This is a genomic window from Hymenobacter baengnokdamensis (assembly GCF_008728635.1).
In the GTDB taxonomy this organism is placed as follows: domain Bacteria; phylum Bacteroidota; class Bacteroidia; order Cytophagales; family Hymenobacteraceae; genus Hymenobacter; species Hymenobacter baengnokdamensis.
In genome coordinates this window covers 3070198-3095163 of sequence record NZ_CP044285.1, presented here as the reverse complement: position 1 = coordinate 3095163, position 24966 = coordinate 3070198, and the positions used below count along the sequence as shown (strand labels likewise).

The 24966-nt window shown below is 60.0% G+C and carries 18 protein-coding genes, 1 tRNA gene and 1 pseudogene; 4 read left to right on the top strand and 16 right to left on the bottom strand.

Annotation, left to right across the window (positions count from 1 at the left end; all coding sequences use genetic code 11):
* Positions 1–78: 78 nt before the first annotated feature.
* From F6X24_RS13250 to F6X24_RS13230, 5 genes are all read right to left on the bottom strand, one after another.
* Entirely contained in the window at positions 79–942 is an 864-nt protein-coding gene (locus F6X24_RS13250; RefSeq protein WP_144842942.1) for a sigma-70 family RNA polymerase sigma factor, read from the bottom strand.
* Positions 943–1170: 228 nt separating this feature from the next.
* Positions 1171–3309 carry a polyribonucleotide nucleotidyltransferase gene (pnp, locus tag F6X24_RS13245; protein WP_151088450.1) on the bottom strand — a complete coding sequence of 713 codons (2139 nt, stop codon included), beginning with the start codon at positions 3307–3309 and terminating at the stop codon, positions 1171–1173.
* Positions 3310–3501: 192 nt separating this feature from the next.
* A complete protein-coding gene (rpsO, locus tag F6X24_RS13240) occupies positions 3502–3777 on the bottom strand; it encodes a 30S ribosomal protein S15 (RefSeq protein WP_151088449.1) in 276 nt (91 codons plus the stop codon).
* Between the two features lie 106 nt (positions 3778–3883).
* Positions 3884–5329 (bottom strand): LptF/LptG family permease, encoded by a 1446-nt coding sequence (locus tag F6X24_RS13235; RefSeq protein WP_151088448.1) that lies wholly within the window; start codon positions 5327–5329, stop codon positions 3884–3886.
* A gap of 88 nt (positions 5330–5417) precedes the next feature.
* Positions 5418–5831: an START-like domain-containing protein gene (locus tag F6X24_RS13230; protein WP_229725092.1), complete on the bottom strand. Its 414-nt coding sequence runs from the start codon at positions 5829–5831 to the stop codon at positions 5418–5420.
* 131 nt (positions 5832–5962) lie between these two features.
* Here F6X24_RS13230 and F6X24_RS13225 point away from each other — a divergent pair.
* A tRNA-Met gene (locus F6X24_RS13225) sits at positions 5963–6036 on the top strand.
* Between the two features lie 241 nt (positions 6037–6277).
* Here F6X24_RS13225 and rplT read toward each other — a convergent pair.
* From rplT to F6X24_RS13180, 9 genes and pseudogenes are all read right to left on the bottom strand, one after another.
* Positions 6278–6622, bottom strand: a complete 345-nt coding sequence (gene rplT / locus F6X24_RS13220; protein ID WP_068333791.1) for a 50S ribosomal protein L20 — start codon at positions 6620–6622, stop codon at positions 6278–6280.
* A 77-nt stretch (positions 6623–6699) separates the two neighbouring features.
* Entirely contained in the window at positions 6700–6894 is a 195-nt protein-coding gene (gene rpmI / locus F6X24_RS13215; RefSeq protein WP_144842930.1) for a 50S ribosomal protein L35, read from the bottom strand.
* Between the two features lie 186 nt (positions 6895–7080).
* A pseudogene (infC, locus tag F6X24_RS13210) lies at positions 7081–7638 on the bottom strand (translation initiation factor IF-3); the annotation flags it as partial.
* 216 nt (positions 7639–7854) lie between these two features.
* The gene (thrS, locus tag F6X24_RS13205; protein WP_151088446.1) at positions 7855–9792 is read right to left on the bottom strand and encodes a threonine--tRNA ligase; all 1938 of its coding nucleotides are present in this window, start codon (positions 9790–9792) and stop codon (positions 7855–7857) included.
* A 137-nt stretch (positions 9793–9929) separates the two neighbouring features.
* Entirely contained in the window at positions 9930–10565 is a 636-nt protein-coding gene (locus tag F6X24_RS13200) for a response regulator (protein ID WP_191906324.1), read from the bottom strand.
* Between the two features lie 49 nt (positions 10566–10614).
* A complete protein-coding gene (locus F6X24_RS13195; protein ID WP_151088444.1) occupies positions 10615–12558 on the bottom strand; it encodes an ATP-binding protein in 1944 nt (647 codons plus the stop codon).
* 299 nt (positions 12559–12857) lie between these two features.
* A complete protein-coding gene (locus F6X24_RS13190; protein WP_191906323.1) occupies positions 12858–13451 on the bottom strand; it encodes a tail fiber domain-containing protein in 594 nt (197 codons plus the stop codon).
* A gap of 287 nt (positions 13452–13738) precedes the next feature.
* Positions 13739–15247: a T9SS type A sorting domain-containing protein gene (locus F6X24_RS13185; protein WP_151088442.1), complete on the bottom strand. Its 1509-nt coding sequence runs from the start codon at positions 15245–15247 to the stop codon at positions 13739–13741.
* A 275-nt stretch (positions 15248–15522) separates the two neighbouring features.
* Positions 15523–16653, bottom strand: a complete 1131-nt coding sequence (locus tag F6X24_RS13180) for a tetratricopeptide repeat protein (protein WP_151088441.1) — start codon at positions 16651–16653, stop codon at positions 15523–15525.
* A gap of 130 nt (positions 16654–16783) precedes the next feature.
* On the opposite strand from F6X24_RS13180, the gene F6X24_RS13175 reads away from it, so the two are divergent.
* From F6X24_RS13175 to F6X24_RS13165, 3 genes are all read left to right on the top strand, one after another.
* Entirely contained in the window at positions 16784–17467 is a 684-nt protein-coding gene (locus F6X24_RS13175; RefSeq protein ID WP_151088440.1) for a response regulator transcription factor, read from the top strand.
* 189 nt (positions 17468–17656) lie between these two features.
* Complete coding sequence (locus F6X24_RS13170) at positions 17657–19075, top strand: sensor histidine kinase (RefSeq protein WP_151088439.1); 1419 nt, start codon at positions 17657–17659, stop codon at positions 19073–19075.
* Positions 19076–19371: 296 nt separating this feature from the next.
* On the top strand, positions 19372–20136 hold the full coding sequence (locus tag F6X24_RS13165) for a carbonic anhydrase (RefSeq protein ID WP_229725090.1): 765 nt from the start codon (positions 19372–19374) through the stop codon (positions 20134–20136).
* 124 nt (positions 20137–20260) lie between these two features.
* Here F6X24_RS13165 and F6X24_RS13160 read toward each other — a convergent pair whose 3' ends face one another.
* On the bottom strand, positions 20261–21238 hold the full coding sequence (locus F6X24_RS13160; RefSeq protein ID WP_151088438.1) for a tetratricopeptide repeat protein: 978 nt from the start codon (positions 21236–21238) through the stop codon (positions 20261–20263).
* A gap of 303 nt (positions 21239–21541) precedes the next feature.
* Positions 21542–24259 carry a DNA gyrase/topoisomerase IV subunit A gene (locus tag F6X24_RS13155; protein WP_151089612.1) on the bottom strand — a complete coding sequence of 906 codons (2718 nt, stop codon included), beginning with the start codon at positions 24257–24259 and terminating at the stop codon, positions 21542–21544.
* Positions 24260–24966 lie beyond the last annotated feature (707 nt).

Below are 24966 nucleotides of genomic sequence, written 5' to 3'. Positions count from 1 at the left end.
TACGGCAAGCTAAAGCTTACCCTACAAAAAACCCCAACCTCACGGCCGGGGTTTTAACGTCTCAAATTTACGTAGAAATTAGCCCAGATAAGGCTTCAGGGCCTTCGAGCGCGAGGTATGGCGCAGGCGGCGAATGGCTTTTTCCTTTATCTGACGCACCCGCTCACGGGTCAGATTAAACTTCTCGCCGATTTCTTCCAGGGTCAGGGCCGCTTCGCCGTTCAACCCGAAATAGAGGGTAATCACGTCGGCTTCGCGCTTGGTGAGCGTCGAGAGCGCGCGTTGCACTTCCTTGCGCAGCGAGTCGTTCATCAGGCCCGAGTCGGGCGTCTCTTCGTCCTCATTTTCGAGCACGTCGAGCAAACGGTTTTCTTCGCCCTGCACAAACGGCGCATCGACCGATACGTGACGGCCCGAGATTTTCAGGGTGTCCACCACCTCGGAGGTCGTAAGCTCCAGGACTTCAGCGATTTCCTCAGGAGAAGGCTCCCGCTCAAACTTTTGCTCCAGCTCGGAGAACGACTTGCTGATTTTATTCAGCGAGCCTACCCGATTCAGCGGCAGGCGCACAATGCGGCTCTGCTCGGCCAGGGCCTGCAGAATGCTCTGGCGAATCCACCAAACGGCGTACGAAATGAATTTAAAGCCCCGGGTCTCGTCAAAGCGCTTGGCTGCTTTAATAAGGCCGAGGTTGCCCTCATTGATGAGGTCACCGAGGCTAAGACCCTGGTTCTGATATTGTTTGGCTACCGACACTACAAAGCGCAGGTTAGCCTTGGTCAACTTCTCAAGTGCTTTCTGGTCTCCGTCGCGGATGCGCTGCGCCAGCGTCACCTCCTCGTCGGGTGTCAGCAGGTCCACTTTACCAATCTCCTGGAGGTATTTATCCAGCGACTGGCTTTCGCGGTTGGTAATCTGCTTGCTGATTTTTAGCTGTCTCATCGGTAACGGCGCTAACTAGGTAATTATAAGGGAGTTAATCGGAAGATAATGGGCTGACCAGCCTCTCACCAGCTCAGCCGGAAACAACAATGCTATACGAGCGAAAGTTCTTTTAGGCCGTTTGCTGGCGAGCTTATGAAGCGGGGAAGCAGGCTAAGAAGAGCAAAGCGCTAGTAGCTAACGCCTTCGTTTATCCTTTCTGCCTCCCCACTTCTGCTTACTCAAATATTACGCCTGCTTTTCGAGCAGCACTTTGCGCGAGAGGCGATACTTGCCGGTTTTCTTGTCGATGTCCACCAGCTTCACGTCAATCTCCTGCCCAACTTCGAGCACGCCTTCGAGCGAGGCGATGCGCTCGTGGGTTACTTCCGAAATGTGCAGCAGACCATCCTTACCTGGCATAATCTCCACGAATGCGCCGTAGGGCTGAATGCTGCGCACCTTGCCTTTGTAGGTTTCGCCCACTTCGGGCTGCGCGGCAATCGCCCGGATACGGTCGATGGCGCCCTGCATATCCGTCTGGTTGGAGGCGTAGATGCTTACGTGGCCTTTCTCGTCCTTCTCCTCGATGATTACCGTGGCATTGGTGTCTTTCTGAATCTGCTGAATGACTTTACCGCCCGGCCCGATTACCGCGCCGATAAACTCTTTGTCAATCAGCATCTTGTGCGAGCGTGGCGTATGCGCCTTCAGCTCAGCCGCCGGCGCAGCGATGGTCTTGGCCATCTCGCCCAATATATGCAGGCGGCCTTCCCGGGCCTGGTGCAGGGCGGCGGTCAGAATCTCATTGCTCAGACCCTGAATTTTGATATCCATCTGGCAGGCACAAATACCTTTTTCCGTGCCGGTTACCTTAAAGTCCATGTCGCCGAGGTGGTCCTCATCGCCCAGGATGTCCGAAAGCACGGCGTACTCGCCGGTTTCCTTGTCCTGCACGAGGCCCATGGCGATGCCGGCTACGGCAGCGCGCACCTTCACGCCGGCATCCATCAGGGCCAGCGAGCCGGCACATACGGTGGCCATCGAGCTAGAGCCATTCGACTCCAGAATGTCCGACACAATGCGGATGGTATAGGGGTTTTCCTCATCGGGGGGCAATACCCGCTTCAGCGAGCGGGCAGCCAGGTTGCCGTGGCCGATTTCGCGGCGGCCGGCCCCCCGGTTGGGCTTCACCTCGCCGGTCGAGAAACCGGGGAAGTTGTAGTGCAGCATGAATTTCGAGTAGCCCTTGGTCAGGGGCTGGTCCACAATCTGCTCATCGAGCTTGGTGCCCAGCGTGGCCGTGGTCAGGCTCTGGGTTTCACCGCGCGTGAAGATGGCCGAACCGTGCGCACCCGGCAGGTAGTTGATTTCTGACCAGATGGGGCGGATTTCGGTGAGCTGGCGGCCGTCGAGGCGCACGCGCTCCTTCACCATCATGTCGCGGATAGCCTTCTTCTCAGCCGACGAGTAGTAGCGGCTGAACTGCTTCATATCCAGCTCGGGCTGCTCGGCTACGAGCTGCTCCAGGAAAGCTTTTTTCACTTGCGAGAAGCCTTCCTTGCGGCCGCCTTTGCTCGTGTTGCCCGAGCGGGCTACGTCGTAGGCACCCTGGTAGATGCCTTGCTGAATACGCTTTTTCAGCTCCTCGTTCTCCTCGTATTTTGGGTACTCGCGGGTGGGCGAGTCGGCCGTGCGGCCCACGGCCGCAGCCAGGTCCTTTTGCAGCTGCACCTGGGCCTTAATGGCTTCGTGCGCAAAGGCAATAGCGGCCACCATCTCTTCCTCGCTCACCTCGTTCATCTCGCCTTCCACCATGGCTACCGAGTCGCCGGTGGCCCCTACGATGAGGTCCATATCGGCGCGAGCCAGGTCGCTGGTTTTGGGGTTAATCTGGAACTGACCGTCGATACGGGCCACGCGAACCTCCGAAATCGGGCCGGCGAACGGAATATCCGAAATCGAGAGCGCAGCCGAAGCAGCCAGCGCGGCTAGGGCATCGGGCTGCACTTCTTTATCAGCCGAGATAAGGGTAATCATTACCTGCACCTCGTAGTGATAGTCCTTGGGAAACATGGGCCGCAGAATGCGGTCCACGAGGCGGCAAATCAGGATTTCGTAGTCGCTCAGACGGCCTTCGCGGCGCTGAAACGAGCCGGGAATCTTACCGGCCGAGCCAAATTTTTCCTGATAGTCAACCGAGAGCGGCAGGAAGTCTACGCCATCGCGCTGGCTTGGGGCCGACACGACAGTGGCCAGCAGCATGGTATCGCCCAGGCGAACCACTACGGCACCATCGGCGAATTTGGCCAGCTTGCCGGTTTCAATTGAAATCTGGCGGCCGTCGGGCAGTGCCAGGGTTTTAGTAATCGCGTGGGGAGCGGGCATTTCTGTAAATTAGACTTTGGACTGAAGACGCGAGACATGAGAAGCATTACGGGCACCCCGCTTCAACATCGCCCAAGAAAACAACGTCTTCTTATAGCGGCTGTCTAACGTCTCATGTCTAAAACAGACAATGGGCAAAAAAAAGAGTAGGGAACCCTCACGTGGAAGGCTCCCTACTCTCCGTAGCTGGGCTTACTTGCGGATGCCCAACTCTTTGATAATCGCACGGTAGCGGTTGATTTCACGGTGCTGGAGGTAATCCAGCATGCGGCGGCGCTTGCCTACCAGCTTCAGCAGGCCCAGACGGGTGCTGTGGTCTTTCTTGTTAACTTTCAGGTGCTCCGTCAGGTGCGTGATGCGGTGCGTGAACAAAGCAATTTGCGACTCGGCCGAACCAGTATCGGTAGTTACTTTCTGAAGGCTGTTTTTTTCAAAGATGGCCTGTTTGGCCTCGGTCGAGAGTTTCATCGGCAGATAGGGAGAACCCGTCTTAGATTAAATGAGAAGAGAAAATATGTGCCCCGCACCTCGGGGCGGGTGCAAAGGTACGCCCTTTCTTTCCGGATTCCAAGCCCTACTTGCGCACGGGTGCAGCCAGCTGCCGCAGGCGTGGAAAGCGCGGCAGCCGCTGTGCCAGCCGCCGCCAGAAATCCATTTCCAACAGGCCGGAGTCATTATAGGCCTGGTAGAGGAAGAACAAGCCAAAAGGAAATAAGATACTGTTGGAGAGCCACATACCTACCCCAACCGGCAGCACGAAGTCGCGGCCGTACTTCGACCCCATCGTATCGAAAACGTAGAAGACGATGAAAAAAAGAATCGAAACCAGAATCGGTACGCCCAGGCCGCCCTTTTTAATAATCGCCCCGAGCGGGGCCCCAATCAGAAACATGAGCAGCACGGCCGTCGACTGGGTGTACTTGCGGTAAATCTCAATGCGGAACTCCGCCGAGTCGCGGGCTACCTCGTAGAGTCGCTGCGAGGTAGACGTAATAAAGGAGTTTACGTTGCGGGCGCGGTTCAGGGCCTGTTCTACCTGCTGCGCTGTAAGCGGCCCCAGCCGGGTAGCTGGCACCTGAAGCTTGGCCAGCTTGCGGTTTTGAGCCCGGCCGGCAGTGTCGAAGCGCAGGAAGGTGTAGTAACCACCCATCCGGCTGGGCAGCAATTTACGCTCCCGCTTTAGCGACCGCTGAATAGAATCCGAGCCATGAATGAGCTGCGGAATATTGAGCATCATGCGGTTGGTCTGGAAAAGCTCCTGCTTGGTGCGGTCGAGGTTGAAAGAGGCCAGCGAAAACGTTATCATGTTTCGCTTAAAGCCTTCGCGGATAAAGGAGGCCGCCGAGCGGTCGCGGGCATCGGGCTGCTCAATGTAGCTATGGCCGCGGAACAGCTCAAACCCCAGGTACTGCCCGCCGAAACGCGTAAACATGCGGCCCGAGTCGGCCAGCATCACGGTGGCATTGCCTGACTTTTGAGTATGGTCATATATCATTATGCCCATTAGTATATCTTTATCCGGCCCTACTTTCTTATCTACCTTAATGGTATAGCCAGGAATCCCGTTGTAGAACACGCCGGGCCGGATATCGAGGGCCAGCTTTTTCTGACGCACATCCCACAGCAGGCTGTAGGCCTTCAGGTTGGCCTTGGGCACAATGCGCTCGTTAAACCAGAAGGCCAGTACTGCCAGCACCATGCTCACCAGCCACACCGGCCGCAGAATGCGGGTAAGCGCCACACCCGAGGCCTTAATGGCCGTCAGTTCGTGGTGCTCGCCGAGGCTGCCGTAGGTCATCAGCGACGACAGCAGCACGGCCAGCGGCAGCGAGATGGGTACGATGAGCACGCTGAAGAAAAACAGCAGCTGCAGCAACACGCCCGTGCCGAGGTCCTTCCCCACGATATCGTCGAGGTATTTCAGCAGCGTATGCGTGAGCAGAATAAATTCTACTACCGCAAACGTGAGCAAAAATGGGCCGGCAAAGGCCTTTAGAATAAGCTTATCTAGTTTTTTCACAACAGCAATTTTCGGCGCAGGTGCGGGGCTATGCGGGTCTAACGCAGCTTCCGGAGCTTCTGGTGCCCGTGCGGGGCACGAAACCCGCTTAGCCGCCTACCTGCTCGCGGAGCTTACCCACCAGGCTCTCCCAGAGCTCCTGCTGCTCCTCAGCATCGAGGTGGTCGGAGTAGTCAGTCACGCGCAAAAATACCTCATCGGTGATAAGCGACGACTCCAGCGTAAAGTCGAGGTAATTGGCGTCGGGCTGCGAGCACTTCTTTTCGTCGAGGAATACGTACCGGATGCTCCGCCCGGGCCGCTGCGCCGCAATCTCAGCAAAGTGGCTTTGCTTGTCCCACACCATATTCAGGCGGTGGTCGGGGTCGAGGCGCACGTCGTCGCAAAACCACTGCGACAGGCCCGAGGCCGAAGCAATGTAGGGAAAAAGGATTTTGGGAGAGGCGTTTATCGAGTATTCCATCTCGAAGCGACGCTTGACGCTGGTGGCGGGCATAGCCATATTTAAATAAGGAATGACGCCCGTCACTAACCACGTAAAGTGGCTCTGCGGGCAGGAAAACAAGTATTTTTTAAGCCGGGGCTTGTGGGGTTGTTTTTTTTTCTTACCTTTGCACTCCCAAATCACCAACTGGCGGGGTAGCTCAGTTGGTTAGAGCACAGGATTCATAACCCTGAGGTCACGAGTTCAACTCTCGTCCCCGCTACTTTAGCAAGTGCCGTTCCAACCTCGTTGGAGCGGCATTTTGCTTATGCACTTCCTGTGGCTTGCAGCAAGCCAGGGGTAGCCTGGCCGGCATTTTCCTGTATATAAGCCCTTGAGAAGCGGCACCTTCCCCGCATTGGTGTTCCCGCCGAAAATGACAAAGCGCTTGCCTCCTCTACCGGGGGCAAGCGCTTTTCAGATTCAGTCGAAAGACAAGGACTCCGGAAGAAGCCCCGCCCGCATTACTTCACTTTCTCAACGATGCCCGCGAAAGCAGCGGGATGGTTCAGCGCGAGGTCGGCGAGCACTTTACGGTTTAGCTCGATGCCAGCCTTCTTCAGGCCACCCATCAGCTGTGAATACGAAAGGCCATGCTCACGGGCCCCAGCGTTGATACGCTGAATCCAGAGGGCGCGGAACTCCCGCTTCTTCACCTTGCGGTCGCGGTAGGCATAGAGCAAGCCCTTCTCTACGGCGTTCTTGGCAACGGTCCAGACGTTCTTGCGGCGGCCATAATAGCCTTTGGCAAGCCGCATTACTTTCTTACGACGGTGGCGCGAGGCCACGTGGTTTACACTCCTTGGCATAACCTAAGTTGTTTTTGGCAGCCGGCGCTTTAGTGCTTCAGAAACCTGCGGTTTCAGCCGGAAGCCTGGTGATTGTATTAGATATTGAGCATCTGATTCACCCGGTTCATATCGGCCGAGCTAACCAGGCCGCTGTGGGTGAGGGCGCGCTTACGCTTGGTGCTCTTCTTGGTGAGAATGTGCGACTTGAAAGCGTGCTTACGCTTCACTTTGCCGGTACCGGTCAGCTTAAAGCGCTTTTTGGCACCCGACTTAGTTTTTACTTTGGGCATGAGTGGTGGTTGATTATTGATTGTTAGGTACTGACGCTGAACGGGTTAATCGCCCGGCAACGGCAGCCATCAACAAACGGGGTTAAGCTATTCGGTGGCGGCGGCTGGCTCCTGGGCGGGTTTAGCGTCCTTGGGTGCTTTGGCGGCTTTGTCTTTATCGGGCGCAGCGGCGGGCTTGGGAGCCGCCTTCACGACGACGGCAGCCTTGGGAGCCAGGTAGAGAAACATGCGCTTGCCTTCGAGCTTGGGCAGCTGCTCTACTTTGGCCAGCTCTTCAAGAGCCTGAGCAAACTTGAGCAGCAGGATTTCGCCGCGCTCTTTGAAGACAATACTCCGGCCCACGAAGTGCACGTAGGCTTTAATCTTGGCGCCCTCTTTCAGAAACTCCTGCGCGTGCTTGAGCTTGAAATCGAAGTCGTGGTCGTCGGTATTAGGTCCGAAGCGAATTTCCTTCAGCACTACCTTGGTTTGCTTGGCCTTCAGCTCGCGGGTTTTCTTCTTCTGCTCGTACTTGAATTTGGAGTAGTCGATGACGCGGCATACGGGCGGCACGGCAGTAGGCGAAATCTCCACCAGGTCCAGATTCTGGTCCTGGGCCATTTTACGGGCCTGGTCGGTAGGGTAAACACCCTGCTCGACGTTATCCCCCACCAGGCGAACCTCGCGGGCGGTGATTTTCTGGTTGATTTTGAACGGTTCCTCCACCTGCTGGCGGGGCACGTACCGACGATTCGGGGTAGCTATGGCGAAAGTCCTCCTGCTAAAATGTGGCGGGGAATATTTTAAAGGCGCAACGAGCAGGCGCTAGCCCAATCGTTCGGGGGGCAAATATCCGACTTTTTACTGGCAAATCAAAATGAAAGCTAAAATTAACGGGTAATAGTCAATTAGTAATGTGTAATAGCTGGCCGACACTGGTCTGGCGCTACGCCTTACTACCTGACTACTACCCGTTAAAAATCAGCCCATCGCTTCGGCCACCTGGGTATTCACGCTTTTGATGAAGCCATCCATGGGCATGGAGCCGATATCACCTTCGCCGTGGCGGCGCACACTGATGATATTGTCCTGAGCTTCTTTTTCGCCCACAATCAGCAAATAGGGCGTTTTGGCCATTTCAGCATCCCGGATTTTGCGGCCAATGCGCTCGTCGCGCGCATCTACGGTGCCGCGCAGGTCGGCGGCTTCGAGACGGGCTTTGACTTCGTAGGCATAGTCGGCAAACTTATCGGAGATGGGCAATACGGTAAACTGCTCGGGCGAGAGCCAGAGCGGAAAATTACCGGCCGTGTGCTCAATAAGCACGGCTACAAAGCGCTCCAGCGAGCCAAACGGTGCCCGGTGAATCATCACGGGGCGCTGCTTGGTATTGTCGGGGGCCACGTACTCGAGGTCGAAGCGCTCGGGCAGGTTGTAGTCGACCTGCACCGTACCCAGCTGCCAGCGGCGGCCCAGCGCGTCGCGCACCATAAAGTCGAGCTTGGGGCCATAGAAGGCCGCCTCGCCCAGCTCCGTTACGGTAGTCAGGCCTTTCTCAGCGGCGGCCTGAATGATGGCCTGCTCGGAAATAGCCCAGTTTTCGTCAGAGCCGATATACTTGGTCTTGTTTGCCGGGTCGCGCAACGAAATCTGCGCAGTGAACTCACTAAAACCTAGCGCTTTGAATACATAAAGCACCAGGTCAATTACTTTCTTGAACTCGTCGATTACCTGGTCGGGACGGCAGAAGATGTGCGCATCGTCCTGCGTGAAGCCACGTACGCGGGTAAGGCCGTGCAGCTCGCCCGACTGCTCATAGCGGTACACCGTGCCAAACTCGGCAAGGCGCACCGGCAGGTCGCGGTACGAGCGCGGCTTGGTGCGGTAGATTTCGCAGTGGTGGGGGCAGTTCATGGGCTTGAGGAAGAACTCCTCGCCGGGGTTGGGCGTCTTGATGGGCTGAAACGAGTCGGCTCCGTACTTCTCGTAGTGGCCGCTGGTAACGTACAACTCTTTAGAGCCGATATGCGGCGTCACAACCGGCTGATAGCCAGCTTTTACCTGCGCCTTACGCAGAAATTGCTCCAAGCGCTCGCGCAGGGCCGTACCCTTGGGCAGCCAGAGCGGCAGGCCCGCGCCTACTTTCTCCGAGAAGGCAAACAGCTCCAGCTCTTTGCCCAGCTTGCGGTGGTCGCGGCGCTTGGCTTCCTCAAGCTTTTCGAGGTACTCGGTGAGGTCTTTGGCCTTGGGGAAAGTGATGCCGTAAAGGCGCGTAAGCTGCTTGTTTTTCTCGTCGCCGCGCCAGTAGGCACCGGCCACGTTCATAATTTTGGCAGCCTTGATTGGGCCGGTATCCGGAATGTGCGGTCCCCGGCAGAGGTCGGTAAAGCCGCCCTGTGAGTAGAAGGTAATCTGGCCGTCTTCCAGGCCATCAATCAGCTCCAGCTTGTAAGGGTCCTGCTTTTGGGTAAAATAAGCAATAGCTTCAGCCTTAGGCACCTCGCGCCGCTCAAACCGACTTTTGTTCTTTGCCAGCTCCAGCATCTTTTTCTCGATGGCGGGAAAGTCATCGCTCGAAATAGTGCGGCCTTCTCCCAGGTCTACGTCGTAGTAGAAGCCATTTTCGATGGCCGGGCCGATAGCCAGCTTCACGCCGGGGTAAAGGGCTTCGAGGGCCTCGGCCATGAGGTGAGCTGAGGAGTGCCAGTACGCCTGCTTGCCGCCGGCGTCGTTCCAGGTCAGGATTTCGAGGGCCGCGTCTTCAGTGAGCGGACGATGCAGGTCGCGGATTTCGCCGTTTACTTTTACGGCCAGGGCGTTGCGGGCGAGGCCTTCGCTAATACTGGCGGCGAGGTCATAGCCCGTCGAGCCTGCTTCGACCGGGCGGACGGAGCCATCGGGGAGGGTGATATTAAGCATACACAATAGCCTGCGGAGGGCGCAAGGCCGGCGCAAGTTACGGCGAGAGGAGAATAAGTAAGCGGAGTTTGGGCCTGCTACCGCCGCTAAAGCGGGCTGCCGGGACAACCTGCTGCCCCTGGCCTACCCTATAGTACTTATTCCCAGTGCCTGCCCCGGCTCATAAGCTCGGCCCGGGAGTTAATCTCCAGCTTTTCGTATACGGCCCGGATGTGGGAGCGGACGGTATTGAGTGACACCCCCAGGCGGTCGGCAATCAGCTTGTAGCTTAATCCCTGCTCAATGGCCTCGACTACCTGCTGCTCGCGGGCAGTGAGCGAAACCGGGGAAGGCCGCCGCTCAACGGGGCGAAAGTAGCGCACTACGTGCCGGGCCACCGCCGGCGACATGGGCGAGCCGCCGGCCAGCACATCGAGCAGAGCGGTTTTGAGGTCGGCCAGGCCCGTGGTTTTGACGAGGTAGCCTACCGCTCCGGCACACAGCGCCTGAAATATCCGCTCCGGCTCCTGGTAAACCGTTAGCAGCACTACCTCAACCTGCGGCACCCGCGCCCGAATGCTCGCAATCCCCTCAATGCCCGACAGCCCGCCGGGCAGGCCCACATCGGAGAGCACCAGGCGGGGCGGCCGCCCCCCGGCGTCAAGGCCGGCCAGTAGCTCTTCGACTGAGGCCGATACGCTGACCAGCACAAACTCGGGCTGCGCGCCAAAATAAGTACTGAGTGCCTGCCGGATAGCGGGCTGGTCTTCGACAAGGGCTAAAGGAGTAATCACGCATGCAAAGGTAGGCACCTCTCCTGCGCGGCAGTATCGCATAAAGATGCTACACGGGCACTACTACCCGCACCACAAAGCCTCCGTCGGGCCGGGGGCCACTGGTGGCAGTACCACCCACGGCCGCGGCGCGGGCCGCGATGTTGCGCAGGCCATGGCCGCTGCGACGCGGCACAAGGGGTAGGCAACCGATGGGCGCGTCATTTTCGAGCGTGAGAGCCAGGTTGCCGGAAGTGAGCAGGGCCACCCCCACCACCAGCCGCGGAGTGGCGGGAGCGTGCTTAAGCACGTTGTGCAGGGCCTCCTTATAAATGAGGTACAGGTTACGGCGGAGCGCCAGGGACAGATAGCGGGCGGGGACCTGGGCGGGCAGCGTGAACTCAACCGGTACGCCTACCGGGCCCAGCACCTCGTAGGCATAGTCGCGCAGGCGGTCGAGCAGCTGGGGCAAGGTATCGTTATGCGCATCAAGGCTCCAGACCACATCGTTGAGCTGGCGCACGGCCGTGCGGCTGGCCTCGCTTATCTGACCCAGCTGCCGGTGCTGGCCGGCGGGGTCAGTCAGCAGGCCGGCTTGCAGCACCTGGCTCTGCATCGAGATTTGCGAGAGCAGGGTCCCCACCTCGTCGTGCAGGTCGGCGGCGAGCTGAGAGCGCAGCCGGGCTTCGCGGGTAGCCTGTCGGCGGCGCACCTGCCAGAGGCCGCCCCCAGCCAGCAGCATGGCCAGCAGGCTGAGGGCACTCAGGGCGCCTACCGTGCGCTGGGCGCGCAGGTGGTCCAGCTCCTGCTGCTGGCCCTGCAGGCGGTTTTGCTGGGTAAGTAGCCGAATCTGGGCCTGCTGACTGCGGCGCTGGTGGTCGAATTGCAGGAGGGCAACCCGGCGGCGGGTCACATCGCCTATCAGGCTGTCGTTGGCGCTGTCGTACTGCTGCAAAGCAGCCAGGGCCGCGCCATAAGCACGCTGCCGGGTATATACCTGCACCAGCACAGCGCTGGCCTCGCGCACGCCCGACAAGGCGTGTACCCGCTGGCTGGCCTCCAGGCTGCGCCTGGCCAGCGCCAGGGCCTCAGGCAGCTGGCCCTGGGCCAGGGCCAGCCGCGCCAGCATGGCCTGAGCGGGCGGCACCAGCAAGGGCTCATTGGCGGCCTGGGCCTGGGCGAGCACCTGCCGGGCCAAGGCCCGAGCGGCGGCGGTCTGGCCCTGGTCCTCGTGCAGGCGCGCCAGGTGCAGGCGGGTGCCGATTGTAAGCGAGACAAACCCCAGGCGCTGGCTGATGTGCAGGCTGAGGGCAAAGTTTTTTTGAGCGGCGGCCCACTGGTGCTGCTGCCGATATACTTCGCCCAGCGCATCATGCGCCAGGTTTTCGCGGTCGGGATAGTCCCAATGATAGGCTTCGTGCAGAGCGGTACGCAGGTAGCGGGTAGCCTCAGCATAATTACCCACCTCGGCATACGTATGCGCCAGCTGAATCTGGAGGCTGGTATAAAAGCGGCGGTTGTCGCCGGTACGGGGGAGGCCCAGCCCCTGGAATGTATAGGCCAGGCTGGCCACGTACTGCCCCTGCTGGCCGGCAATGCGGCCCCGCCGGCCCAGGCAGCGCATCTGGCCGCCGAGGTCGTGCAGACGGGTAAAGTCGCGGTTGGCTTGGCGCAGGCACGAGGCCGCCGAGTCGTACTGCGCCAGCAGCGTGTGATAATCAGCCAGGTCGAGCAAGGTTTCGGCCAAAAGGTCGCCCTGGCGCAGCTGGCGGGCCAAAGCCACGGCGGCCAGCAGGGCTGGCCGGGCCGCGCGCACGTTGCGGGCCTGCACGGCCCCGGCTAGTTTGGTGAGCAGCACCAGGTGCAGGCTGTCGGGCCGGGGATGGGCAGCCAGCGCCCCCAGCCACCTTGCCACGGCAGGTCGGGCAGCCAGGACGGGGGGCACGTACGGCTGAGCCAGTGCCCCGGCCGCTACCAGGCACCAAAAACTTAGCAAAGCTCCAAAACGAACCATAGTAACTACCTAATTCCGAAGTCCGACCGCAAAGAAAGCGCGGGGCTAACGTACCAGCCCGGCGCGGGTCCGGCCAGAGACGGGCCAGCCCCCGCGCACGAGCCGGCTGACCACAACGGCTTCCCACAGGAAATGCGGCGGCAGGAAGCTTCGCCGCTCGGTAGCTCCGGAACGTACGCCGGGCTAAATTTTATCAACAATAGTAAATATATAATAAATAAATATTATAATGTATTATACAGTTAAAAAGCCTCCGTCCGACTAGTCGGAAGCTTTTCAACCGCTAAGGGCATGGGAGGCTACTTGTGGGCCTGGGCTCCGGCCGGGGCAGCTTCGCCGAGCAGGCGGGCTACTTGCTCCTGCAGCGTTTGCAGGCTGGCGTGGTCGGCATCGGCCTGAGCTGTGCGGGCTTGCAGGGCGGCATTCTGGGTCTTGAGGGTCTCAATCTGGGCCTGCTGCTCCTGGATAGCCTGGGTCAGTATTGGTACCAGAGTGGCATAAGACACGGTGTACAGCGCGGTGCGCTCATCGGCGGGCTTCTCCACGGCCTCCGGCACAACCTGGTAGAGGTCCTGGGCTACGAAACCCAGCGCCCGCACGGGCTTATCGTCGGGCCTAAAGGTTACGACTCCATCCTTTAACTGACGGCTGGGGTGAAAGTCATACGAAACGGGCCGCAGAGCCATCACTGTGCGCAGGCCGTGGTGCAGGGTTGTAATATTCGTTTTCACCCGGCGGTCGGATAGCGTCTGGCAGGTACCGGCCGTATTGATATAAGCTACTTGGTTGCTGGCACTCGGCGTACCGGTGTTAGGAATGGCGTAGAAGCGAAACCCGCCGGCACCCGTTCCCTGATAGTCATAGAACTCGGTTTCCCCATTTCCGGGACGCACTGCGTTGCAGCCGCTACCTGCAGCATTAGGAGTATTGGGCACCGTGCCGCCGCCAAAAAACTGATGCCGTTTACTTCTACTAGTGTACAGGGCGCGCTGGTGCCGATGCCAACGTTGCCGGTGCCGGAAAAGGCAAGGTCGTTCCCACTCCCACGCCCTAGACGTGGGAGTGGGAACGACCCGCCGTCATCAATACGGTGATTGCCAGGATTTACTTAAATGGAGTAAAAAGGTTTTTCATCAAACAGGAAGGCAAAAAAAGAAGTAATAAGCAGACACGTAAGTGTCTATTCGACCACGCAGCGGGAGGTGAAGCTGGCCGTGGCCGTGGTGTAGCGTAGCACGTAGGCCCCGGCCGCCAGCCCGGCTAGCGGTACTTCGCCCTGGGCGCGGCCCTCGGCCGGCAGGCTCAGCACGGAGCGGCCCAGCACATCAAACACGTGCAGCGTGGCCGGGCCGGTCGGGCCCGTGTAGAGGTAAGTGGCGACCTGTCCTACCGCCACGTGGGTCGGGTACACCACGAAGCCTGCGGCCTGCGCCGTCAGGGCCACCGTGCGTACGGGCGAATAGTGCACCTCCCCGCTCCCGTCGGTCTGCCCCAGGCGGTAATAGAGCAGCGTGGCCCCGGCCGGCAGCCGATTATCCACCAGGTTATAGGTATGAGCTGTCGAGCTGGTACCGGCCCCGGCTACCGTGCCGATGGCGGCAAAGACGTGCCCATCGAGGCTGCGCTCTACCGTAAAGCCCACGTTATTAAGCTCCGAAGCCGTCGTCCAGTTCAACCGCACGGCCGCCGGCCCCTGGGCCTGGGCGGTAAAGTCCACCAGGGTAACGGGCAGCGGGTTGGCCGCGTTGCTGACCGTGAAGCGGTTGAGCACCGTGGGCGTGGCGCTCACGCTCAGGCTGCTGCTGGCGTCGGTGACCGGCCCGGCCGGGCGCCACATCTGGCCCACGGCCGGCTGCTGCCAGGCCCGCGCCGTCGTGAGGTCCGTCAGCCCGTTGTTGTCGTCAGCCAGCCAGCTCAGGCTCAGCTGCACCGGGCTGCTGGGCTGGCTGGTGGGCACCACCGCCCAGATTCGGTCGATGCCCTTGCTCGTGCCGCCCACGTTCTGCCCGTAGCTCACGTCGGGGGTGAGCAGGCCCGCCGTGCGGGTGATGCTGACCGCCCCGAGGCTATTGCCCTGCGGGTTGAGCACCACTCCGTGGCTGAAGTCCACGGGAGAGCTGCCGCTCACGGCGTTGCGCGTGACTTGCAGCGCCCCGAGCACATAGCGCCCGCTGGCCTCGCCGCTCACGCTGGCCCCGTCGGGCAAACTCAACGTATTGACGGTGGACCCGTTCTGGGTGTTCACCAGCCCGGTGGTCAGGGTGAGCTGGTTGAGCACCGTCAGGCTGCCGCCCAACTGCAGGGTGTTGGCCCCGGCCGTGGGCTTGTTGACCACTACCTGGTAGAGACTGGCCCCACCGGGGGTCAGCAGCTGGTTGGCCGGCCCGCTGAAGGTGACGACGCTGGTGCCCGGCAGCAGCGTGCCGGTGTTAGCCAGGTCGCCGCGCGCTTCGAGCGTGCCCGTGTTCAGGTCGAGCGTGCCGGCGTTGGTGAGCCCGCCGTCGGTGCGCAGCGTGCCGGCATTGGTGAGCGTACTGCCAGCCTGATTGCTCAGCCCGCCCGTGCCCACGTAGAGCACGGCCCCCGGCTGCACCGTGAGCGTGGCCCCGGCATTGGTTAAATCCTGGGCGAAGGCCGGGCCAGCCACCACCAGCCCGCCCGCCGTCAGGACAAAGTAAAGTTTTCTCATAAAAAAGAAGGGAATTGAATCTTACTTACAACCCTACAAAGCCCAGGACTGATTAAGCACAAAAGTATCACCTAAATAATGATAGGCGCTACGGCTGGACGCGGCTTTGTCAGGGTGGATTTTAATGCGACAAACAATCTCTACATTAATATTATCAGCCACTTACTCACAACCTGAAACTAGCTGGCGGTTTACTACGCCGCTTAGGCTCTGACCCAATGCCGTACCTGGCTAGCCCACTGGCCATCTACGCTAGCTGAATAGCGCGCCCTCCCCTATCGCATGGGCAGCGGAGCCAGCGGCTCCACGGGACGGAGCCGGGCGGGCGGGCGGTGGTAATAGCTACGCGGCGCGGGGCGCAGGCTATCGGGCAGCGACGCCTGCACCAGGTCGCGCAGCTTCCACACCTTAAAGGTCCAGTGCTGGTTGCTGGGGTTTTCGAGCACCAGCAGCTGGTATTGGCGCAGCGCTTCAGGCAAGCGGCGCTGCTCTTCCAGGGCCTCGGCCAGAATGGCGCGGGCTCCGGGCAGGCGGGGGTTGCGACGCAGTGCCCGCTGCAAGTGAGCAATAACGGCGGGCGGCCGCTGGCCGTGGGCACTGGCCGCCAGGGCCAGCCGGTAATCGGCCCGGTACTGCGTGGTGTCGAGCGCCAGGGCACGGCGGTAGTAGCGCAGGGCGCTATCGGGGCGGCCCTGCAACTCAAGCTGGCGGCCGTAGTCGTAGTGCAGCGCACCGTAGGTTGAGTCGAGGCGCAGGCCCTGCGCGGCGTAGACCGCCGCCTCGGCGGGCACGCGGTAGGCATTGAGCAAAAAAGCCAGCTGGTGCAAAATCTCGGGCTGGCGCGGGTCGCGGGCACGGGCAGCCTGCAGATAGTCGAGCGCCTGCGTGGTATCGGCCGTGGCGGCGTAGGCTAGCCCTTTGTAAAAAAGCGCGGCGGGCTGGTCGGGGTCGAGGCGCAGGGTACGGTCGAGGCTGGCCAGCGCAGCTTCGTACTGGTGCGCCGCCAGGTGGGTTTCGCCTTCGAGCAGCGGCAACTCGGGCGAGTTGAAGCCGTTGTCGGCAGCGCGGCGGGCGGCGGCCAGGGCCTCGGGCAGGCGGCCCAGGGCCCGCAGCGTACGGGCCTGTAAAAAATAAAGGTCGCCGTCCTGGTCATCAATGCGCAAGGCAGCCTCCACATCGTGGAGCGCCGCCTCTGGCTGGCCAGCCGCCAGCCGCAGCGTGGCCCGGCGAGCCAGCAGGCCAGTGTTGTCGGGCTGCTGCCGAATGGCGCCGTCCAGCTCATCGGCCTGCACGCGGGGGCCGCTGCGCACGGTAGCCAAATCCACGAGGGTATCGGGCCGCTCGGCAGGGGCGCCGTGGCAGCCAGCCAGCAGCAAAGCCAGAATAGAAAGGAGCCAACGAAACATATGCAGCCAAAGCGAGCTGCAAAAGTAGCTGGCCAGCTCTGCTGCCTCTCCTCCTGCGGCCAGAAACCAGCGGCCAGCCGCATTTTTGCCCCGGCAAATCGGCGGTACTGTCCGGATTTGCCTTTTACCTATGAAAATTCTTCTTGTCGAAGATGAGCCCTCCGTGGCGGCCTTCCTGCACCAGGGCCTCACCGAGCAGGGGTACACCGTAGACCTGGCCGCCGATGGACTATTGGGCCTGCACCGCGCTCAAAGCACGCCGTATGACTGCCTTATTCTCGACCAGATGCTGCCCGGCATCAGCGGGCTGGAGGTGTGCCGGCAGGTACGGGCCCACGACCCGGGCGTGCCCATCCTGATGCTCACGGCGCTGGGCGAAACCGACGATAAAATTCGCGGCCTCGATGCCGGGGCCGATGACTACCTGGTAAAGCCCTTTGCCTTTAGCGAGCTGCTGGCCCGCATCCGGGCGCTGGTGCGCCGCCGCACGGACGCCCCCGCCCCAGCAACCGTGCTGCGCCTGGCCGACCTCAGCCTCGACCCCGCCACCAAGCGCGTGGAGCGGGCGGGGCAGCCGGTGCAGCTCACTGCCCGCGAGTTTGCCCTGCTCGAATACCTGCTGCGCCACCAGGGCCGCGTGCTGAGCCGCGCCGACCTGCTGGAGCACGTCTGGGATTTAAACTTCGATACCGGCTCTAATGTAATTGATGTCTATATTAATTTTTTAAGAAAGAAGCTGGATAAAGGCTTTGAGCCAAAGCTGATTCATACACTCGTAGGCATGGGCTACGCGCTACGGATTGCGGGGCAGTGAGTAATGAATATATACTTTACACAACACTGGTAGTCCTTGCGAGCGAAACGCGCCAATCGCCCTAGAACGAGTCAGGCGGGTATCGTTTGGGTGTGATTGCTTCGCTGTGCTCGCAAAGGCAACAAGTATTGTATAGACTATATATTAATTACATATTACTTACTCCTTATTACTCATTACCCATCCCCCATGTCTATTCGCCTGCGGCTGGCGGCCCAGTTTGGGGCCATTTTGGTGATAACCCTGGTGCTGTTTGCGCTGGCTATCTACTTCGTAACCCAACGGGCGCGGCGGAAGGAGTTTACTCAAAGCTTATTTCGGCGGGCAATGGTAGTGGGACACGCCTATGCCGACGGGCAGGCCCATACCGATTCCTCCGGCCACGCGGCCTCCTACCGGCTTTATCTGCGCCAGCTTTACCGCACGCTGCCCGCCGAAGAAGGCCGCGTGTACGACGCTGCCGGCCAGCTGGTGTTTCGGGAGGGCCAGCAGCCCCCGACCACGGCGGTTCCAGTGCAGTGGCTGGCCAAAATCCGCCGCGAAGGGCGCGCCATGCTCGAGCCGGAGGCCGACTACCACGAAACCGTCGGCCTGCTTTACCAGGGCAGCCGCCTGGGGCCGCTGGTGGTCGTAGCGGCCTCGGTCGATGAAGAAGGGCGGCACCAGCTTCAGCGGCTGCGGCAGGTGCTGGCGCTGGGCCTGCTGGCAGCGGCAGCGGTGATGAGCGCGGGCGGCTGGCTGCTGGCCGGGCAGGCCCTGCGCCCCCTGCGCCGCATGGTAGGCGAAGTAGACGGCATCACGGCTACCGACCTTACCCGCCGCCTCACCCAGGGCAATGGCCGCCCCGATGAGCTGGGGCGCCTGGCCCAGCGCTTCAACCGCCTGCTCGACCGCCTCGAATCGGCGTTTGTGGGGCAGCGCACCTTTGTGCGCGATGCCTCGCACGAGCTGCGCACCCCGCTCACGGCGCTCATCGGCGAGCTGGAAGTGGCCCTGCTGCCGGCCACCCGGCCCGCGGCCGACTATCGACGCACCCTGCAAAGTACCCTCGACGCAGCCCGCCAGCTCAGCAGCCTCACCAATGGCCTGCTGCAAATAGCGCGCGCTTCCGGCGACCCCTCGCAGGTGCCCATGCGCCCCGTGCGCCTCGATGAGCTGCTGCTGCAAGCGCATGAGCAGATACTGCGGCGCTACCCCACGCGCCGCGTAGATATAGAGCTAGAGCTCGGAGACGAGGCCAGCGGCCAGCTGCCCGAGGTGCGCGGCAACGAGGCGCTGCTGCTGGCAGCTATGCTCAACGTGCTCGACAATGCCTGTAAGTACTCGGCCGAAGCGACGGCACCGGTTACGGCTACTCTGGTATCGGGGGCCCATCACCTGCGGCTATTGGTGCAGGACTACGGCTGCGGGTTGCAGGCAGCCGACCTCAGCCAGGTATTCGTGCCTTTTTTTCGGGCGTCGGCCGTCCGCGGGCTGCCGGGTCATGGCATCGGCCTGCCCCTCACGGCCCAGATTATGGCCTTGCATGGCGGTACGGTGCGCGTAACGAGCCAGCCCACCGAAGGCACCCAGGTGTGGCTGGAATGGCCCACGCTGCCCACGCGCTGATACAGGAAATTGATTATCAGACCATATCACATTAATTCCTTTGTACTGCCCGACTGCCTTACATGCTGCGCCCTAGCCATTTAGCAACCAACTGCCTCCCATCGGCAGCCAAGCTGAAGTCGCGCGCTTTTTAACTTGCTTTTAATTTCCTTTTAAGCGTAGCTTAATAGCGGGGCCGTAAGCTTGCACTACAATTGCCACCGGCCCATTTTCCAGAGCGCACTACTCTTTCCAGCGCCGGCTTTGAAACCACCTTTTTTTGATTTTTCAATCCGTCCATTCTTCATTTTAGAACCGTGCCAACCTCCTCTCATTCCACTCATTCTTCCAAAAACGCGCTGCCTACCGGTATACAGGAAATTCTGGCCAATAACCGCCAGTGGGTGGCCAGCAAAAACGCGGAAGACCCGGCGTTTTTTCAGCGCCTGGCCAACGGCCAGCAGCCGCGCTACCTGTTCATTGGCTGCTCCGACTCGCGGGTGCCGGCCTCGGGCATCACGGGCACGGGTCCGGGCGAGATGTTTGTGCACCGCAACATCGCCAACCTGGTAGTTCATGCCGACCTGAACCTGCTGAGCGTGCTGCAATATGCCGTGGAAGTATTAGGCGTGCGCGATATTATGATTGTGGGCCACTACGGCTGCGGGGGCGTGGCCGCCGCGGCCAGCAATAAGCAGTACGGCCTCATCGACAACTGGCTGGTGAGCATCCGCGACGTGGTGCGCCTGCACGAAACCCAGCTGCTGCGCATTCCCGACGAAGCCCAGCGCCTGCGCCGCCTCGTCGAGCTCAATGTGATGGAGCAGGTGCGCAACCTGGCCAAAACCAACATTATCCAGAATGCCATGAAGAGCGACAACCCGCCCCGCCTCCACGGCCTCGTCTACGACATTGCCGACGGACGCCTCAAAGACCTGCAGGTAAACGGGGAAACCGTCATCCACGATATGGCCCATATCTATGGCACCGAAGCCGCCGGCCAGCCCCACCACAGCCCCGCGCCCGGGGCTGCAGCTGAGCAGGCCAGTGCAGCAACCGCAGACCAGCTCACCACGAGCTAATAAGCATTGCCACTTCTTTAGCAAGTGGTTGTAACTAAAAAGACCATCAGGCTTGCTTCGGCGACCTGATGGTCTTTTCGTTTTCTAGTGGCTGGTAAGACTTTTTCGATTACCAGCCCTTCTCCTAATGGGCAGTGGCCCCAGGGGTGGCAGTCGCGTTGGGAGTAGGCGCCCTTAAGGACTTGTACCAGTTGGCGTGCAGGCGGTCGCGCCGGGCAGCGGCCCGCAGCAGCGGCGGCAGCAGCTGTTGGCACAGGCGGTTCACGGTCAGGTCTTCGCTGGTATAAGTTGGCAGCTTAATGGCTTCCTGAAGCATGGCGATAGCCCGCTGACGGCGGCCCTGGTACTTATACATGCGCGCCAAATCGTAGCAGTACTGAATCCGCAGGGGGTCCAGCTGATGGGCTTTCTCCAGCGCATCCATCGCTTTTTTCGACGTTGCACCCTGCGGGTAGCCGCCTAAAAAAATGCGCGAAAATGCCTTTTCGAGCAGGTTGTAGTGGGCTACCCGGTAGTACCAGCGGCCCAGCAGCTGCCAGGCTTCGGGCAGGTCGGGGCGGCGCTCGGCCGCCAGAAATACGTGCGAGCGCAGTTGCTTGAATAGCCGCAGCCGGTCGCGGGCACTGGTCAGCCCGGCTTCGCTGAAAAGCGCCAGGGCCATTGCGTAGTTGCTTTCGCCGCCTTCGGGCTGCAAAGCCAGCGCCCGCTCGGCATACTGGTGCGCAGCGTCGAAATAGGCTTTTTTGCGGGTCTCATCTGAATAGCGATTGCCGATACTCACGCTGAGCACAGCCGCCCGCCACAGGCTTTCGTAGTGCTGGGCATTCAGCTTAAGCACAGCCTGGTACTCGGCCAGCGCTTCCGAATCCTTGTATTTAGCTTGCAGCGTACTGGCCTGGCGCAAATGCTGGCGCAGGGCAACCGAATCGGGAGCCGGCGAGCTGGCCGCCTTGGGCTTAGGCCGCATGCCCAGCTCATTGGCGGCGGGCACTACGGGCGGCGAAGGCTGAGCCGACGTTGTTTTCTGCGCCAGGGCTGTTTCCGGCACCGCCGCTGCTGCCAGCAGCCCAAGCAACACGAAAACAAAGCGGTGGCGCGGCATACAGAACGGGGCAACCCGGTAAAACGGGCGCGGACTACTGGATATAATCCGACAAAGTTGGGGTAAATTAGCAGCAAACGCCTGCTGCGCTTACGGCTGCTTGCAATTCCGGGCCCGCTTGGCCCGCCCGGCGCCGGCGCGCGGGCTTGCTACTGCCAGGGTCGCCTACCCGGCCCGCCTGCCTGGCATACGGCAGCTGGCCCGGCGGCAACAGGGCCAACGCCAACTGCCTGCGCTGCTTAGTCCTGCAGCAGCCCACTCCAGCGTGCCGGCGCACCGCGGCCGACTTACGCCGGCCGGGCGCTAAAAGAGCCCCAGCTGCGCTTTGGGCCGCCGCAGCAGCGCCTGCGACTGGGCTACCTCCTCATCGGTTACCTCTACATCGGAAGGCGGCGAAACTTCTAACGCTTCGGTTGCAGCTTCGCCGCCTTCCGGCTTGGCGACGCCGCGCTTTTTGGCCTCGCGGCGCTGGGGCTCGGGGCCCTCGTCGGTAAGCAGGGCGAGGCTGTGGATTTTGAAATAATTGAGCTTGTTGCCCATCGCCTTCCAGCCTTTCACCTCAATAAACTGGTCGAGGCGGATTTTTTCAGTTTCCTTCTCGGCTTTCTTGTCGCGCTGCAATTTCACTTCTACCTCCGGCTCGGCAAAGGCCGTGGCCGCCAGCAGCTTCGAGCCTTTGCTTTCGGAGATGAAGGTAAAGCGTTTGTCGAGGGTCGTGGTTTCGATGTGAAACCGCTTGATGTAGTGCACCTTGGTTTCTCCTTCCACGTACACGGCGCTTACCACAGTATCGGGCTCCAGCTTGCGCAGCAGCAGCATATTGGGCAGGTCGAAGTGCTTGGCCGGGTCGGGAGCTACCAGCTCATAGCTCCCATCCTTGTACACCACCAGCACCAGATGTTCGGTGTCGAAGGTGCCCAGGTAGCGGCCGTGCCCATTGTGATTGAGGCGCCCTACCACTGGCTCAAAGAATACTTCCCGCCCGCCCAGCGTGCTATCACCCAGCGATTTACGGATTATTTTTTTGATTGGCTGCTTGGTTACGATGTTGCCCATCGAGCCTTTGCCTTTAATGGCCAGCTCGGCAAAGTCGAAGTCGAACTGCTTGACCCGCGCCGGGGCTTTATCCGAGAGCTGAATGGCGACAATCTCACTTTCCGAGTTCGGGTTGGCCGTCAGGTACAGGGTTTTGGTGCCTTTCGTGCCCTTGGTCAGGTCGTAGGTCTTATCGCGGGTAATGCCCGTTACCAGAAAGCGCTTGGCAAAGCTGATGCCGCTGGCCCCGTCGACGTACACCATGTTGTACACCAGGCGGTCGTCGTTTTTATTGTACACGCCCGCGTGCAGAATGTCCTTGCCCACAAAGGTCTTCTCCGCGATTTTGGTCACCATAAACGTGCCGTCGCGCTTAATGGCAATGATATCGTCGAGGTCCGAGCAGTCGCACACAAACTCATCCTTCTTCAGGCCGTAGCCCACAAAGCCATCCTGGCGGTTCACGTAAAGCTTCTGATTGGCTACCGCAACCTTTTGAGCCGTAACCACATCGAACGTGCGCAGCTGTGTTTTGCGCTCGCGGCCCGCGCCGTACTTCTTCAGCAGGTTTTCGAAGTAGGCAATCGCGTAGCGCGTGAGGTTGGCCAAGTGGTCGGCCACCTCGGCCAGCTCGGCGTCGAGTCGCTGAATGTATTCCTCAGCCTTGAAGCCATCGTACTTGGAGATGCGCTTGATGCGGATTTCGGTGAGGCGGGTCAGGTCATCTTCACTTACCGGGCGGCGAAGGACGATGCGGGTATCGTTCGCTTTCAGCTTCTCGCCTTCCACCCGCACAAACTTTTTCAGGCCGGCGTCAATGGTTTCCAGAATCTGCTCCCAGGTTTCACATTCTTCAATTTTTCTATATATTCTATTTTCAATAAAAATCTTTTCCAGCGAAGCCGAGTGCCACTTTTCCTGCAATTCCTGCTGCCTGATTTCGAGCTCCCGCTCCAGCAGGCGCACGGTTTTGCCGGTGCTCAGGCGCAGCATCTCCTCCACGCCCACGAAGCGCGGCTTGTCGTCGATAATGACGCACGTATTAGGTGAAAGCGATATTTCGCAGTCGGTAAACGCGTAGAGCGCGTCGATGGTAAGGTCGGGGCTGATGCCGGGCGGCAGCTGCACCTGAATCTCGACCTCAGCGGCAGTGTTATCAACTACCTTCTTAATCTTGATTTTATTCGCTTCGCTCGCCTTTACAATGCTCTCCATGAGCGCCGTAGTGGTGGTGCCGTACGGAATGTCGCGAATAACGAGCAGCGTCTTGTCTACCTTCTCAATCGTGGCCCGCAGCCGGATGCGCCCGCCACGCTGCCCGTTCTGATAGTTGCTGATATCGGCCAGGCCACCGGTCGGGAAATCGGGAAAGAGCTGGAATTCCCGATTTCGGAGCACCGCCACGCTGGCCTGGCACAGCTCGCGAAAGTTGTGCGGCATAATCTTGGTACTCAAGCCTACGGCAATGCCTTCCACGCCCTGCGCCAGCAGCAGCGGAAACTTGACCGGCAGCGTAGTGGGCTCGCGCTTGCGGCCGTCGTAGCTCATCTGCCACTCCGTGATGTCGGGGTTGAAGACGACTTCGAGCGCAAACTTCGAGAGCCGGGCCTCGATGTAGCGCGGCGCGGCGGCCGAGTCGCCGGTGCGCACGTCGCCCCAGTTGCCCTGGGTTTCGATGAGCAGGTCTTTCTGGCCCAGGTTCACCATCGCATCGCCGATGCTGGCATCGCCGTGCGGATGATACTGCATGGTTTGGCCGATAACGTTGGCTACTTTGTTAAAGCGGCCATCGTCCATCTCCTTCATGGCGTGCAAGATGCGGCGCTGCACGGGCTTGAGGCCATCTTCCACGGCCGGTACGGCGCGCTCCAGAATCACGTAGCTGGCGTAGTCCAGAAACCAGTTCTGGTACATGCCGCGCACGGTAGCAATATCGTGGATAACCTCGCCGGGGGCGAATTTGCCTTCCTCCTCTTCCGCAACCAGCTCAGCCTCCTCAGGCGAGTCGGGCTCGGCAGCATCTTCCGGTTCAGCTTCATCGGCCGGCAGCTCATCACCAAAAAGGGTATGGGAAACCACGCGGACGGCCTCTTCGTCGGGTTCGCTTGTCAGGGTTTCGGCGGCCGCATCCAGCGTGGGCAAGGCAGGGGCGCTCAGGTCAAAATCCAGCGAGTCGCCCGGCTGCAAGAAGTCGGGGTGAGAAGCATCAGGAGCGGGAGTATTGGTAATAGCCACTGGATAGAACGTAAAATCGGCAAGCTGCCGTCAAAAGTACCGTAAAAATTGGGGTCAAGCACCTTTTTTCAAGGTTAGCCCCCGCCGGAAAGTTCCCAAAATTATTAGCTGCCCCGCCCACCAAAGCTACTAAACTGAGTGGCAAAACGCTAATTAGCCAAACACATCGCCGAAAAGTGTACTAAATGGCCCTAACTATTATGCCTTCCCACTGTTAAGGCTGCTCATTTCTACTGCTTCTTTTTCTACTGTTCTGGTTAATGACATTTCAGCCGCTTGTAGCAACAAAAGGTCAGAACAGCCAGACTATGAAGTTTTTATGATGACAACAGTAACAGTAAAAACAGCCATTGTGCTCACAGGCATTTTGTACTGAACAGTAATTTTTTTGTTTTATTGAGTAATTCAGGAAGTTGGCTTATGACACTGCTATACTTAAAAAAGTAAGTAAGCCTGAC

Excerpts from the sequence above, each read along its gene's own strand:
- F6X24_RS13250 (WP_144842942.1), bottom strand. The coding sequence starts at position 942 with ATGAGACAGCTAAAAATCAGCAAGCAGATTACCAACCGCGAAAGCCAG.
- pnp (WP_151088450.1), bottom strand. The coding sequence starts at position 3,309 with ATGCCCGCTCCCCACGCGATTACTAAAACCCTGGCACTGCCCGACGGC.
- rpsO (WP_151088449.1), bottom strand. The coding sequence starts at position 3,777 with ATGAAACTCTCGACCGAGGCCAAACAGGCCATCTTTGAAAAAAACAGC.
- F6X24_RS13230 (WP_229725092.1), bottom strand. The coding sequence starts at position 5,831 with ATGGCTATGCCCGCCACCAGCGTCAAGCGTCGCTTCGAGATGGAATAC.
- rplT (WP_068333791.1), bottom strand. The coding sequence starts at position 6,622 with ATGCCAAGGAGTGTAAACCACGTGGCCTCGCGCCACCGTCGTAAGAAA.
- rpmI (WP_144842930.1), bottom strand. The coding sequence starts at position 6,894 with ATGCCCAAAGTAAAAACTAAGTCGGGTGCCAAAAAGCGCTTTAAGCTG.
- thrS (WP_151088446.1), bottom strand. The coding sequence starts at position 9,792 with ATGCTTAATATCACCCTCCCCGATGGCTCCGTCCGCCCGGTCGAAGCA.
- F6X24_RS13195 (WP_151088444.1), bottom strand. The coding sequence starts at position 12,558 with ATGGTTCGTTTTGGAGCTTTGCTAAGTTTTTGGTGCCTGGTAGCGGCC.
- F6X24_RS13185 (WP_151088442.1), bottom strand. The coding sequence starts at position 15,247 with ATGAGAAAACTTTACTTTGTCCTGACGGCGGGCGGGCTGGTGGTGGCT.
- F6X24_RS13180 (WP_151088441.1), bottom strand. The coding sequence starts at position 16,653 with ATGTTTCGTTGGCTCCTTTCTATTCTGGCTTTGCTGCTGGCTGGCTGC.
- F6X24_RS13175 (WP_151088440.1), top strand. The coding sequence starts at position 16,784 with ATGAAAATTCTTCTTGTCGAAGATGAGCCCTCCGTGGCGGCCTTCCTG.
- F6X24_RS13170 (WP_151088439.1), top strand. The coding sequence starts at position 17,657 with ATGTCTATTCGCCTGCGGCTGGCGGCCCAGTTTGGGGCCATTTTGGTG.
- F6X24_RS13160 (WP_151088438.1), bottom strand. The coding sequence starts at position 21,238 with ATGCCGCGCCACCGCTTTGTTTTCGTGTTGCTTGGGCTGCTGGCAGCA.